Annotated in this window: 9 protein-coding genes; 4 read left to right on the top strand and 5 right to left on the bottom strand. The window is 73.5% G+C overall.

What is annotated here, in order from left to right; genetic code table 11:
• Window positions 1-306: 306 nt before the first annotated feature.
• Window positions 307-2238 (top strand): S8 family peptidase, encoded by a 1932-nt coding sequence (locus tag EKG83_RS23370; RefSeq protein ID WP_063741271.1) that lies wholly within the window; start codon window positions 307-309, stop codon window positions 2236-2238.
• A 79-nt stretch (window positions 2239-2317) separates the two neighbouring features.
• Here EKG83_RS23370 and EKG83_RS23365 read toward each other — a convergent pair whose 3' ends face one another.
• Window positions 2318-5131, bottom strand: a complete 2814-nt coding sequence (locus EKG83_RS23365; RefSeq protein WP_033429400.1) for an AfsR/SARP family transcriptional regulator — start codon at window positions 5129-5131, stop codon at window positions 2318-2320.
• 160 nt (window positions 5132-5291) lie between these two features.
• On the opposite strand from EKG83_RS23365, the gene EKG83_RS23360 reads away from it, so the two are divergent.
• Entirely contained in the window at window positions 5292-5723 is a 432-nt protein-coding gene (locus tag EKG83_RS23360) for a hypothetical protein (protein ID WP_153278319.1), read from the top strand.
• A 288-nt stretch (window positions 5724-6011) separates the two neighbouring features.
• Window positions 6012-8519, top strand: a complete 2508-nt coding sequence (gene fxsT, locus EKG83_RS23355; protein ID WP_033429402.1) for an FxSxx-COOH system tetratricopeptide repeat protein — start codon at window positions 6012-6014, stop codon at window positions 8517-8519.
• Here fxsT and EKG83_RS23350 read toward each other — a convergent pair.
• Window positions 8506-9141: a chymotrypsin family serine protease gene (locus EKG83_RS23350; RefSeq protein WP_153278318.1), complete on the bottom strand. Its 636-nt coding sequence runs from the start codon at window positions 9139-9141 to the stop codon at window positions 8506-8508. The genes fxsT and EKG83_RS23350 overlap by 14 nt on opposite strands.
• Before the next feature lie 53 nt (window positions 9142-9194).
• Between EKG83_RS23350 and EKG83_RS23345 the strand changes: the two genes are divergently transcribed.
• A complete protein-coding gene (locus tag EKG83_RS23345) occupies window positions 9195-10364 on the top strand; it encodes a terpene synthase family protein (protein WP_033429404.1) in 1170 nt (389 codons plus the stop codon).
• On the opposite strand, the gene EKG83_RS23340 is transcribed toward EKG83_RS23345, so the two are convergent.
• The 3 genes from EKG83_RS23340 to EKG83_RS23330 form a co-directional block, all read right to left on the bottom strand.
• Window positions 10295-11479 (bottom strand): cellulose-binding domain-containing protein, encoded by a 1185-nt coding sequence (locus EKG83_RS23340; RefSeq protein WP_033429405.1) that lies wholly within the window; start codon window positions 11477-11479, stop codon window positions 10295-10297. The two genes, EKG83_RS23345 and EKG83_RS23340, sit on opposite strands and share 70 nt — an antisense overlap.
• A 534-nt stretch (window positions 11480-12013) precedes the next feature.
• Window positions 12014-12775, bottom strand: a complete 762-nt coding sequence (locus tag EKG83_RS23335; protein ID WP_153278317.1) for a phospholipase D-like domain-containing protein — start codon at window positions 12773-12775, stop codon at window positions 12014-12016.
• Window positions 12776-12884: 109 nt separating this feature from the next.
• Complete coding sequence (locus EKG83_RS23330; RefSeq protein ID WP_051765043.1) at window positions 12885-13805, bottom strand: NAD(P)-dependent oxidoreductase; 921 nt, start codon at window positions 13803-13805, stop codon at window positions 12885-12887.
• Between the last annotated feature and the right edge of the window lie 80 nt (window positions 13806-13885).

Raw genomic sequence — 13885 nt, 5'->3', positions numbered from 1 at the left:
CGCGCCGCCCGCGCACACCGCGCCGGACCTCCTCCGCCATCTCCCGTCCCCCTCCCGCAGCCGGATGACCTGGGAGCGTAGCTGTTGCGTTCAGGCAACACTGAAGGGATGGAGACCAGCGACCACTAGTCGCCGCCATTCGGATTACCGCAGGTCGTTCGCCCTGCCGGCCGATTGTCGGGCGGTGAGGACTCCTCTAACGTTCCCGACCACGTCCGCGCGTACGTGTCCGGGAAACTCCACTCCTCCGGCCGGCCCGAGCCGTCATCGGGTCTGTCGGGAACCCCTGCACGAGGGAGAACCCTGATGGGAGACGTCCGCGGAGCCAGACGAGCACTGCTCGCCTTAGCCACCGCCGCGACCACCGCGCTGGCGCTCACCGCCACGGCCGGTCCGGCCGCGGCCGAAGGCGACGTCCTCGGGGCCGCGAACCCGATCAAGGACAGCTACATCGTCGTCTACAACGACCTGTCCGCGCAGAGCGCCGACGCGCTCACCGCCGACCTGAGCGCGAAGTACCGCGCCAAGGTCGACTTCACCTACCGCCACGCCCTCAAGGGCTTCGCGGGCACGCTGTCCGAACGGGCCGCGCGCCGCCTGGCCGCCGAGCCGAACGTGGCCTACGTCCAGCAGAACGGCACGGTCGAGGCGTTCGACACCCAGCCGAACCCGCCGTCGTGGGGGCTGGACCGCATCGACCAGCGCGACCTGCCGCTGGACTCCAGCTACACCTACCCGAACAACGGCTCCGGCGTCACCGCGTACATCATCGACACCGGCATCCGCACCACCCACAGCGACTTCGGCGGCCGGGCCTCGTGGGGCACCAACACCACCGGGGACGGCAACAACACCGACTGCAACGGCCACGGCACGCACGTCGCCGGCACGGTCGGCGGCACCGCGCACGGCGTGGCCAAGGGCGTCACGCTGATCGCGGTCAAGGTGCTCAACTGCGCCGGTTCCGGCTCGTTCGCCGGTGTCGCCGCGGGCATCGACTGGGTCACCGGGCACCACACCTCCGGCCCGGCCGTGGCCAACATGAGCCTGGGCGGCCAGGGCAGCGACGCCACCACCGAGAACGCGGTCCGCAACTCGATCGCCGACGGCGTCACCTACGCCCTGGCGTCGGGCAACTCCAACGCCGACGCGTGCAACTTCACCCCGGCGCGCGTCGCCGAGGCGATCACGGTGAACGCGTCGACCAACACCGACGCCCGAGCCTCGTTCTCCAACTGGGGCACGTGCACCGACATCTTCGCGCCCGGCCAGAACATCACCTCGGCCTGGAACACCAGCGACTCCGCGACCAACACCATCAGCGGCACGTCGATGGCCACCCCGCACGTCGCGGGCGGCGCGGCCCTCCTGCTCGGCGCCACGCCGTCGTTGACGCCCGCGCAGGTGGCCAGTGCCATGGTCACCAACTCCACCGCGAACAAGATCACCAGCCCGGGCACCGGCTCCCCCAACCGCCTGCTGTTCGTCAACACCGGCGGCGGCCCCGGCCCGGGCACCCCGTCGATCACCCCGCCGGGCAACCAAACCGGTAGCGTCGGCACGGCCACCAGCCTCCAGCTCAAGGCCACCGGCGGCACGCCGCCGTACACGTGGTCGGCCACCGGCCTGCCGCCCGGCCTGTCGCTCAACGCCTCCAGCGGGCTGATCTCCGGCACCCCCACCACCGCGGGCACCTACACCGTGACCGCGACCGTGACGGACTCGGCGGCCAAGACCGCGTCGGTGACGTTCACCTGGACGATCAACCCGCCGGGCGGCTCCTGCTCCGCGCCCGGTGAGAAGGTCGCCAACGGCGGCTTCGAGAGCGGCACGACCGGCTGGTCCAACGCCACCTGGACGATCGGCGCGTGGACCGGCGACGGCGCGCCCCGGTCGGGCTCGCGGTCCGCGTGGATCAGCGGCTACGGCTACACGCAGACCGAGACGCTGTCCCAGACCGTCACCGTCCCGGCCGGGTGCGCCAACACCACCCTGTCGCTGTGGCTGAAGATCACCACCGCGGAGTACGAGCCCGAGGTGTTCGACACCTTCACCATCCAGGCCAACGGCACCACGCTGGCCACCTACACCAACCTCAACCCCTCCGGCTACGCGGTGCGCACCTTCAACCTGGGTGCCTACGCGGGCCAGAGCGTGACGCTGAGCTTCACCGGCGCGGAGGACTGGTCCTACCAGACCTCGTTCGTGCTGGACGACGTCTCGGTGAACGCGGCCTGATCGGCTGATCACGGGGCGGGGCCGGTGGGCGTGATGCCTGCCGGCCCCGCTGTCGTTCGTGCGTCCGGTCGGCAGCGGGTCAGGAACTGCTCGCCGGAACCGCAGTCGGGGTGTCGTGGAGATCGTCGAGTTGCCGCCGCACCCGCTCGGCGTCGGTCGTGCGCCCCTGCTCCCGGTACAGCTCCAGCGCTTCCCGCCACACCGCGCGGGTCTGGTCGTGCCGGCCGAGGGCGGCGAGGGGATGCCCGAGGCGGTCGAGGGTGTCTGCGGTCTCGGTGGTGTTGCCGAGGGTGCGGTACAGGGTCAATGCCTGTTGGTAGTGGCTGATGGCCTCGTCGTGGCGGCCGGTCCGGTGGTCGATGAACCCGAGGCTGTCCAGGGTGCCGGCCTCGCCGTCGGGGTTGCGGTGGCGGCGGTGCAGGGTGAGGGCGGCCCGGCAGTGGTCGCGGGCGGTGTCGAACTCGCCCAGGCGGGCGGCGTACCAGCCCACGGCGTTGAGCGCGTCGGCTTCCCACACCGGCCGGTCGAGGGCGCGGATGAGGTCCAGGGCGTGGTGGGCGTGCACCAGGGCCCGCGAGTCATCACCCCACCGCTCCCAGGCTCGCGCGAGGACGTTGTGGGTGAGGGCCTGCTGGGTGGCGTCGTGGTGCTGTTCGGCCAGGGCGAGGGCCTGATGCAGGTGGTCGATGGCCTGCTCGTGCCGCCCCAGCTCGACGTTGGCCCGGCCAAGGCGCCGGTGGCAGAGGGTTCGGGCGGTCGGGTCGGGCAGGTGACCGGCGGCATCGAGCGCCGCCTGCCACGCGATCAGGTCATCGTGGCGGTGCCCGCGCCGCCAGTGGAAGGTGGCCATGCTCCGGGCCAGGCGGAACACGCTCTGGTGGAGGTGGTGGGTGGCGGCGGCGCGTTGGGCGGCCAACAAGTGCGGGTGGTGGGTGTCCAGCCAGGCCAGGGCGGTGGGGAGATCGGGCAGCGACTGGCCCCGGACCCCGGGAGCGGGCGGGTCGAGCCGGAACGGCGGGCTGTGGGGATCCAGCAGGTGGTTGGCGGCGTGGGCGGTGTGCAGGTAGAAGTCGACCACGCGTTCCAGCGCCGCCTGCCGGACTGCTCCGGGCAGGTCGTGGGCAGTGGTGGTGGCGTAGGCGCGGACGAGGTCGTGCATGGCGTGGCGACCACCGGAGTTGTGGTCGAGGAGGGAAGCGTCGGTCAGCGCGCGGAGCACGGCGCGTGTTTCCCGTTCCGGTAGGCCGGTGAGGCTCGTGGCCGCGGGCAGGCCGATGTCGGGCCCCGGGGTGACGCCCAGCAGCGCGAACACGGTGCGTTGTTGATCGGTGAGGTGGCGCAGGGACCAGGACAGCACCGCGGGCAGGCTGGCCGCGGGGTCGTCGGAGTCCAGCGCGTCCAGTCCTGACTCGCGCAGCTCGGTGACCGCTTCGGCCAGGGGGAGGTCGGGTTGGGCGCGGGCGGCGATCAGGCCGAGCGCGAGGGGGAACCCGCCGCACAGCGCGATCAGCTCGGCGGCCGCGGGCTCGTCACCGGCGACGCGGTCGGCACCGAGGGCGGCGATGAGCAGGGCGCGGGACTCGGCGCCGGTCAGCACACCGAGGGGCAGTGGACGACCGCCGTGCCGGGCGGTCAGGGCGTCCAGCCGGTGGCGACTGGTGACCAGCACGGTGCAGGTGGTGCCGCCGGGCAGCAGCGGCACGACCTGCTCGGCGGTGGCGGCGTTGTCCAGCACGACCAGCATCCGCCGCCCGGCGACCAGGCTGCGGTACAACGCGGCCCGCGCCTCCAGGTCGGTCGGGATGCGGTCGGGGAGCACGCCGAGGGCGTCGAGGAAACCACGCACCGCCACCGCCGGGTCGGTGGGTGCGCTGTCCGGGCTGAAACCGCGCAGGTCGACGAACAGCTGCCCGTCGGGGAACCGGTCGAGGTGCCGGTGGGCCCAGGTCAGGGCCAGCCACGTCTTGCCGATACCGCCCGCCCCGCCGATCGCGGAGATCACCATCGCGCCCCGGTCCTCCAGGGCGGCGTCCAGCGCGGCCAGGTGGTCGGCGCGGCCGGTGAACCACCGGGGTGGAGCGGGTAGCTGCCGGGGCACCACCGGTGACCCGGCGGTGGTGCCGGTGATGGCGGGCTCGGTCTGCGTGAGGGTCGGGTCGGCGGCGAGGACGCGCTGGTGCAGCTCTTGCAGTGCCCTCCCGGGATCGGCGCCCAACTCCTCCACCAGGCGCTGTCGGGTGTGCTGGTAGTGGGCCAGGGCGTCGGCTTGGCGGTCGGCGCGGTACAGCGCGAGCACCAGTTGTCCGGCCACGCGCTCGTCCAGCGGCTCGGCCTCTGCCCGTGTGCTCAGCTCCGGCAGCAGTTGCCGGTGCCGGCCGCAGGCCAGCGCCCAGTCGATCCGGTCGGCCTCGGCCTCGGCGCGTTCCCGGCGTGATCGCTCCCGCACCGCCTGCGCCCACGGGGTGTCCAGCTCGGCCAGCGGTTCACCCCGCCAGAGCGCCAGGGCGGCCTCGACCAGGGACAGGGCCTGACGTGGTTCGTGAGCCGCCCGTGACAGGTCGAGCAGTCGGTGGAAGCGGTGCAGGTCCACGACGTCGGCCTCGACGGCCAGCGTGTAGCCGCTGCCCTTGCGGGTGATCGTGATCCCGGTCGGGGCGAGGACCCGGCGCAGGTGGGTCAGGTAGACGCGCAGCACCGACCGCGCCGTGCCCGGCGGCCGCTCACCCCAGACGTGGTCGATCAGGCTGTCCACCGGCACCACCCGGTTGGCCTCGACCGCCAGTACCGCGAGCACCGACCGCCGGCGGGCGTGCCCTACGGGTTGTGGCCGTCCGCCCAGCCACAGCTCCAGCTCACCCAGCACCCCCACCACGACGTGACGATCCGATCCCACCGCGCCCCCCTCCCCCTCTCCTGCATACCGGCTGGGAGCAGGCGATACAACGCGTGTTCAGCGAATTCCAAGCGGGCTGCCGCGATGGTGGGCGATACCACGACAGGACCTACCGGATCCGCTTCGAGGGCGAGCCACTCGCACCCACGGGGGGACGCAGGTGACCCGGGAAGGCCGTTCCGTTCGTGGCCAACTCGCGAGAGATCGCGAATCCGATGCTCCGGAAGGGCCCACCTTGAATTCGATCACCAAACCGCTCGGCGTGGCACTGGCCGCGCTGTTCACCGTCGTGGCGTTGTCTTCGCCCGCATCCGCCGGAACCTCGCGGCAGGTCGGTGTCGGCGGCCACGACGGCTCCCTGACGACCGGCGCGGTCACCGCCGTGAGTGCCCGCGCCGCCGCCCACGGGACGCAGGTTCCACCGGACGTCACCGCACAGGCCAGGTGGCGGCCCACGGAGCGCTACTTCTTCTACATCGAATGCCTCGCGGCGGGAGTCGCGGCCACGGTCGGCCCCGGCGCCTTCGCGATGGACTACGACTGCCAGGTGGACTCGAACCCCAACTACTACCGGTTGTGGCTGCTCTTCTGATTCCGCTGCCCGGGCGGGCCGGCTGGACGGCGGTGCCGGTCCAGCCGGCCCACTCCGTCACGACCGCTCCAGAATTGGTTCACGCCCGCCTGGACCACCGAAGTGCGGGTCCGGCGCCGCGCAGGTCAGGCCACTAACGTCTCTTTCGGGTAGGAAATCGCGAACGGTTCACGCACCTCTGGTCGACCGCAAGCCCGCCAGGGGCCGTTCGGCACGTGACCCACTGATCGCGGACGGCGCACGCACCGTCACCGCTAGGGTGCCGGTAGAGGGCGGTCAGGGGGTGGGATGGGACCTGCGCGGATCCGGCTGGTCGCGTTCGAGGTCGCGCTCGCGTTCGCGGCCGGCCTGGTGGTCGAGGCCGCCGGCGACGCCCTGCCCTCCTGGTTGGACGACCCGCGGGGCGCGTGGTCGGTTTTGCTCGCCCTGCTGGTGGTCACCGTGTGGGCCACGGTCCGGCGCGACCGCTCCGCCACACCCAACCCGCCGGTGTGGAAGGTGGAGCTGCGCAACCCCAACTTCACCGGCCGCCGCGGCGAGCGGCAGCGGTTGGCCCGGTTGCTCGGCGACCGGCGGGACGTGGTGGTGTGCACGGTCCGGGGCATGGCGGGCATCGGCAAGACCCAGCTCGCGGTCGAGTTCTGCCACCGGCGCGCGAACCGGTACGCGGCGGTGTGGTGGCTGTCGGCCGAGGACCCGGCGCTGATCCCGGGCCAGCTGGTCGCGTTGGGGCGGGCGCTGGGCCTGGCGCTGCCCGCGGGCGCCGAGGAGGCCGTGTCGGTGGTCCTGGCGCACCTGCGCGTGCGGCGCGGGTGGCTGCTGGTGTTCGACAACGCCGAGACCGTGGCTGGCGTGCGACCGTACATCCCCACCGGGCCGGGTCACGTGCTGCTGACCACCCGGCGCGCGGGCTTCGAGGCGATCGGGTCGGTGCTCGTGCTCGACACGTTCCAGCGGGCCGACTCGGTGGCGCTGCTGCGTCGCCGCGTGCCCGCGGTGACGCCCGGGCAGGCCGCCGAGCTGGCCGGGCTGCTCGGGGACCTGCCGCTGGCGCTGGAACAAGCGGCCGCCTACCTCACCCAGACCGGGCTGCCCGTGCCCGAGTACCTGGCCCTGCTGCGCCGCCGCCCGGGCGCGGTGCGCGGGCGCGTGTGGGAGCTGCCGCTGAGCAGGATCGAGCGCGACCACCCGGCCTCGGCGCGGCTGCTGGCGATCTGCGCCCACCTCGCGCCCGACCCGATCCCCCTCGACCTGTTCACCGCCGACACCGGGCTGCTGCCGCCGCCGCTGCGCGCCGCCGCCGAGGACCCGGACGGCGGCTTCGGCGACGCGGTGGGCGTGCTGGTGGACTACTCGCTGGCGCAGCGCTCCGGCGACCACCTGGTCGTCCACCGGATGATCCAGCTCGCGGCCCGCGCCACGCCGGGGCCCGAGGTCGGCGCGCTGCTCGAAGCCGCCCTGCGCGACCTGCCGCCCGGCGCGCCCGCGACGTGGCCGCGCTGGCGGCAACTGCTGCCCCACGTGCTGGCGGGCGTCGCCGCCGCCGACCCGCGCACCGCCAGCCGGTTGCTGGACCAGGCGGGCACCTACCTGCTGCGCACCGGCCAGCTCGCCGACGCCGAGGTGCTGCTGCGGCGGGCGCTGCGGGCGGGCGAGGAGGTGCACGGGCCCGACCGGCCGGAGCTGGCCCGGCTGCTGAACAACCTCGGCAACGCGGTGAGCGAGTCCGGCCGGCCCGCGGAGGCCAGGCCGCTGCTGGAGCGGGCCCTGGCGATCGGCGAGGCCGCGCTGGGGCTGCACCACCCCGAGGTCGCGGTCCCGCTGAACAACCTCGGCCTGGTGCTGCGCGACCTGGGCAGGCCCGACGAGGCGCTGCCGCTGCACGAGCGGGCCCTGGCCGTCACCGAGGCCAGGTACGGGTCCGGGCACCCCCTGGTCGCGGCCCGGCTCAACGCCCTGGGCCTGGTGCTCGGCGACCTGGGGCGCGGCCGCGAGGCGATCGCCCTGCACGAGCGGGCGCTGGCCGTCACCGAGGCCGGCCACGGGATCGACCACCCGGACGTCGCGGTCGCCCTGAGCACCCTGGGCCTGGCCATGCGCGACATCGGCCGCCTCGACGACGCCCGCTGCCTGCTGGCGCGGGCCCTGGCCGCGAGCGAGGCCGCGCACGGCGCCGACCACCCCGAGGTGGCCACCGCCCTGAGCAACCTCGGGCTCGTGCTGCGCGACCTGGGCCCCTCCCCCGACTCCAGGACGCTGCGGGAGGCCCGGCCCCTGCTGGAGCGGGCGCTCGCGATCACCGAGGCGGCCTACGGGCCCGGCCACCCCAAGACGGCGGTGCGGTTGAACGACCTCGGCCTGCTGCTGCGCAGCCTCGGCCAGCCGAAGGAGGCCCTGCCGCTGCACTCGCGCGCGCTGGCGATCACCGAGGCCGTCTACGGGTCCGGGCACCCGCGGGTCGCCGTCCGGCTCACCAGCCTGGCGGGCGCGCTGCGCGACCTCGGCCGCCCCCGGGCCGCCCTGCCCCTGCTGGAGCGGGCGCTGGACATCAGCCGGGCGTGCCACGGACCCGACCACCCCGAGGTCGCGGCGCGGCTGAACAACCTGGGCCTGGCCCTGAGCCTGCTCGACCGCGCGGACGAGGCGCGGCCGCTGTTCGAGCGCGCCCGGGAGATCCGGGAGAGCCGCGTGCGCGCGGCGCCGGGCCTCCCCCTGATCGATCCGGCGCCGCGCGCGGGGGGAGGAGCCGGGGCGGCGCCCCGGCTCCTCCCGGTTCAGGACGTCACCACGGGGTGACGCCGTGGGTGCTGTTGTAGTGCGGCACGCTCAGCGCGGCCGGGTAGTAGTACGACTCGTTCGGGAACGACGGGGTGGCGTTCTGGCCGCAGCGGTTGGCCGCGGACAGCAGCGCGCCGCTGGTCACGCCCTCGGCGGTGCGGGTGCCGGAGTCGCGGTAGTTCGAGCCGCCCGAGTCGCCGGGCTCGACGCACGCGTCGTGCCTGGTCAGGTCCCGGACGGTGAACCCGCCCCGGTAGTTCACCGTGACGCGCTCGGCGGTGATCGTGCCGCAGTCCACCCACGGGCCCCGGGTCCAGCCGGCCGTGTTGGTGACGCGGACCAGGGCGTCGTCGTAGGTCGGGAAGAACGACGACTGCACGGTGCCGATGAGGGCGCCGTTGTAGTCGGCCACCCCCACGCCGCCCTGGGCGAGCGCGACCGGGCCCGCGAGGTGTGGGAGGAGGCGCTGGCGCTGTACCGGGACCAGGGCCGCCACGACGACGCCGACCGCGTCCGGCGCCAGCTCGCCGACCTCGACGCCGACCGCCTTCCGACCGACGGCCTCACGGCGGGCGACACCGCGGCGGGCGACCGGCGGGACCTTGTGGACGAGCACCCGAACGACCGGTGAGGTCCACACGATCGGCTGTTCCTCGTTGTCGGTCGCCCCCGGTGGTCTCCACGATTGGTGCCATGGCATCGCCCACCGCCGCCCTGACGACGCCGATCCCTCCCGGCCTGCTGTCGTTCTACTGCCCGTTCGAGCCGACCACGCACCCCGCCGTGGACACCGTGGAACGCCTGGCCCTCGACTGGGTGGACCGCGCCGGTTTCCGCCCGACCCCGAAGGAGTGGGCGCGCGCCGTCGCCACGCGGTGCGCCCACTTCACCTGCCGGGTCCTGCCGCCGTCCACCGACCTGGACCTGCTGGTGGCGGCGACCTGCTGGGTGCACTGGCTGTTCGCGTTCGACGACGCCTACTGCGACACCTCCCCGATGCCCTCCGACCCGGTCACCCTCACGCTCGTCTGCCACCAGGCCGAGCGCGCGTTCGAGCACCCGGACTGGCGGTTCGGCTCGCCCTTCCCGGAGGCGATGCGCGACCTCGGCCGCCGGTTCCGCGCCCTCGCCGACGTGTCGGTGGTCAACCGGATGGGGCAGGCGCTGCGGACGACCCTGTCGGGCATGCAGTGGCAGGCCGCGGTCGACGCGCGGGGCAGGCGGTTCGACACGTCGAACTACCTCGTCCTGCGCCGGCGGACCGGGGGTGCCGAGCTGGTCTCGCACTGGTTGCAGCTCGCGCGCGACGCGCCGCTGCCCACCGAGTGGCTGGAGCTGCCCGCGGTGGCGGCGCTGGCCGAGATGGCGGGCACGATCGGCGGGCTGGACAACGACCGGTACTCCTACGCCCGCGAGGTCCGGCGGCACGAGGTGCACAACCTGTTCGCCGTCATCGAGCGCGAGCGCGGCTGCTCGCCCGAGGAGGCCGTGCGCGCCGGGGTGGCGCTGCGCGACCGGCTGGTGCTCCGGTTCCTCGCCGTGCGCGAGCAGGTGCTGTCGTGGGCCGACCCGGCGCTGGCCCGGTACGTGGACGACATCGGCCGCACGCTCGCCGGCACCGTCGAGTGGGGGTGCCTGGCCGCCCGCCACCTGCCGGAGGGCGTGCGGCCCGCCTACACCGACGGGCCGCTGGACGACGACCCCGCTCCCCTGCCCTACCCGTCGGTGGCCTGGTGGTGGGACGACGACCTGCTGTCCCCGGCGGCGGCGTCGCCACCGCCGGGGACGACGGGTCAGCAGCGGATCGGGGAGGACCCGATCGCGACGTCGTCGTACCAGAGGGTGTCCGCGCCGTCGCCGTAGCTCTCCCAGCCCAGGCGCAGGTCCGTCAGGGTCGGGCGCCAGGTCTTGCGCAGCCACTGGTCGTCGATGTCCGGCGTCGGGGTGCCGTCCACCTGGAGGCCCGCGACGGCGGTGCCGTTGAGCGAGGTGGAGAGCTTGCCGCTGGAGTCGACGGTGAACTGCACGCAGTTCCACTGGCCGGTGGGCAGCGGCTTGCTCTGCGCCACGCCCTGCGGGCTCTGCGCGGGCAGGGTGGCGTCGTCGGACTCGCGGTTCCACTGCAGCGCCGAGTTCTGGCCGCCCATGCGCAGGTCACGGCCGTTGTCGGCGGTGTCCTTCATGGCCATGAACGTCACGTGCGACGTCGGCAGGGCCGTGGTGTGGCGGACGTAGAAGCGGCCGTGCACGGTGCCGGAGGTGGGCAGGGCGGTGCCGAAGAAGATGTGGTTGCAGTAGCCGGACGCGCCGTCCACCCGCACCGACTTCGACCCGCTGCGGGCCACGCCGCTGTCGATGCTGACCCGGCCCTGGCCGGTGCAGTTGGCCGCGCCGACGGTCCAGCGGCCGGACGGCGTGCCGGACTGCTGCTCGAAGCCGTCGCAGATCGCGGCCGAGGTGCAGTCCTGGGGCTGCTGGTCCGTGGTGGTCGTGGTCGTCGTCGTGGTGGTCGTGGTCGACGTGGACGTGGACGTGGAGGTGCTGGTCGACGTCGTCGTGGTGGTGGTCGTGGTGGGCGAGTCCCCGTTGCACGAGACACCGTTGAACGCGAAGTCGGTCGGCACCGCGTTCGTGCCGCTGTAGTTGGCCTGGAAGCCGAACTGGACGCTCGCGCCCGTGCCCAGCGACCCGTTCCACGGCATGTTGGAGGCGGTGACGCGGGTGCCGGACTGCTTCACGTCGGCGCTCCACCCGGAGGTGACCGCCTGGTTGCCCGGGAAGGTCCAGGTGAGCTGCCACGAGGTGACCGGAGCGGACTGGTTGGTCACGGTCACGTTGGCGGTGAAGCCGTTGGACCACTGGTTGAGCTTGTAGTCCACGGCGCAGACGGGTGCCGCTCCCGCGGAGCTGTTCCCGCCGATCACCACCAACCCGGCTACGGAGACGACAGCGGCGACCGCCGCCAGCAGATTTCGCACAACAACCCCTTCGTTGTCGTTTCTGGGAGCGTTCCCAGAAACCGACTGTAACGATCCCGTCACCGCAGTGGAATACTCCGCTTGCCGCAACGCCGGCTCGTGCACGGAACCGCCCCCTCCCGCCGGCGGGCACCGGCAGCAGGCCGCGACCAGCGGCGACGCTGTCGCGTGGGGCCGTTCACACCCCTCGGGCGTCCGCTTTCGACCGGACGGGCCCGGATCGGCCGCCTGCGCCGGGCCACCAGGAGCTGTTCGACCGCCGGGGAGGCGCGGGCGACGGCGGCCGGGCCTGTCCCGGGACGGGCTGAGCGGCAGGATCCACGCCGCGGTCGACGCGGGCGGGCTGCCCGTCGCGGTGGCCGCGGACAAGGCGTACCCCGCCAAGGCCGACCGGGCTCACCCGCGTCGCCGCCGGATCACGGCGGTGGTCCCGGAGAAGGCCGGACACGGCGAGGCCGGACCACATCCGCGAGGAGCGGTCACGGGGGTGAGAACCCGGGCCTCAACCCCGTGGTCCGAACCCCCGAACAGCTCCTAGTTCCGCGCGGCACTCCGCTCCCACAGCTGGTCGAAGTGGCGGGACAGGGTCACGCCCGGTTCGCCGGCCGCGGACACCTCCAGGTAGGGCCGGTCCTCCAGCCGTGCCGGCTGTGCCGCGGAGAACGTCCCGATGAACCCCTGCCGGAGCACCCCGTCCACCCGCACGAAGTGGACGTTCGGCGCGACCGAGTACCCCCGGTACTCGAACTTCGCGCGGGCCGGCTCGCTCCAGCCCGCGACGATGCCGCGGATCCTCTCCTCCGACTCGGCCAACTGCCGCCGCAGGGTCTTGGCGTCCGCCTGCGGCCACGGCAGGACCATGGACGCCTGTTCGAGCACGGAGTCGTCGGCTCGCGACGACAGCGCCAGGATGCGTATCCGCACACCGCGCTTCGCCGCGTACTCCATGGACTCCAGCAGGTCCACGTTGGTGAACTGCAGGTTGCGGTAGATGAGGAAGTCGATGTTGCGCCGCGCGTCGTCGACGGCCCGGCGCAGGAACACCGGCGTGAAGTAACCGCGGTCGACCACCAGCGACGCGTTCGCCGCCCGGGTCACCCGCGTCATGGTGTCCAGGGCACGACCGATCCCCTCGATCTGCCCGCACAGCCGCACCAGCTCCTCGGCGAGCACCCTGGCCTCGTTGTCCTGGTCCTTGCGCAGGAACGTCGCCGCCGACCGCAGGTGGTTCGCCAGCGATTCGGTGCCGTACAGCTTGCGCAGCAGATCGCGCTCCTCGCGCTGGATCCGGCGCACGGACTGCACCTTGAGCAGCGTGACCAGTGTTATGGCGAACCCGAACATGCCGAGGACCGCGTCGATGTCGTTCAGGATCTCCATGGGCGCCACTCGATTCGCTGGGTGTTCAGCCGGCCATCGCTTCCGCCACCCCCGTCGCCACCGCGTCCTGCATCGCCGCGAGGGCCTGCACCGTCACCCCGGCCACGTGCGGGCTCCACAACCCCCGTTCGCCGACCAGTTCGACGGTGCCGTCGGCGGCCAGCTCGAAGTCGTCCACCGCGAACCGCAGGTCCTGCCGCTCGGCCAGCACCCGGGCCAGGCCGGCGCGGTCGACGATCTCCTTGCGCGCGACGTTGACCACGATGGCCCCCCGCGGGAGCGCGGAGAGCAGGTCGTAGCCCACCAGCCCGCGGGTCTCGGGCGTCAGCGGCAGGTTGACGCTGACCACGTCACTGCGCCGGAAGATCGTGGCGAGGTCGGCGCAGGCGAGCCCGGGGTGCTTCGCCGGGTCCCTGGTCCAGCTCAGCACCTCGGTCCCCAGGGCCTTCAGCAGGGGGACCAGGGCACCGGCGGTCGCCCCGGCCCCCAGCACGCCGACCCGCAGCCCGCGGACCTCCACCGGCGGCGAGGCCAGGCCGGCGCGGTCCTCGCCCGACAGCACCGCGGCGTGGGCGGGCACGATCCGCTTGGCCAGGCCGAGGATCATGGCGAGCGCGTGCTCGGCGACGGAGACGGCGTTGACGCCCGGGGTGGTGACCACGCGCACCCCCCGCCCGTCCAGGGCCGGCCGGTCGAGGTGGTCGGTGCCGACGCTGACCGAGCCGAGGACCCTGAGGTTCGGGAGTTCGTCGAGCAGCGCCGCGTCGACCCGTTCGCGCACCCCGACGATGACCGCGTCCACCGATGCCCCGAGGTCCGTGAGCTCGTCGAGCGCGCGCACGCGCTCGGTCGCGACGACGATCCGCGGGAACTGCCGCTCCAGGGCGGCACGTGCGCTCGGGTTGGCGAGGAGGTCCGCCAGCGCGACGAAGACTGTGGGGCCCACGCGGCGATTGTTCCGCACCCGCGCCCGGAGCGGGCTGGTGGGTTCGGCCGGAGTCGGAGGTTCATCCGGTGGTGGTGGCC

The sequence above is a fragment of the Saccharothrix syringae genome, assembly GCF_009498035.1.
Taxonomy (GTDB): Bacteria; Actinomycetota; Actinomycetes; order Mycobacteriales; family Pseudonocardiaceae; genus Actinosynnema; species Actinosynnema syringae.
Note: the sequence above shows the minus strand (reverse complement) of the source record. Positions and strands in the feature narration are given on the sequence as shown.

What these genes read in the sequence shown, in the direction of transcription:
- EKG83_RS23370 (WP_063741271.1), top strand. Translation starts at nt 307, where the DNA reads ATGGGAGACGTCCGCGGAGCCAGACGAGCACTGCTCGCCTTAGCCACC.
- EKG83_RS23345 (WP_033429404.1), top strand. Translation starts at nt 9,195, where the DNA reads ATGGCATCGCCCACCGCCGCCCTGACGACGCCGATCCCTCCCGGCCTG.
- fxsT (WP_033429402.1), top strand. Translation starts at nt 6,012, where the DNA reads ATGGGACCTGCGCGGATCCGGCTGGTCGCGTTCGAGGTCGCGCTCGCG.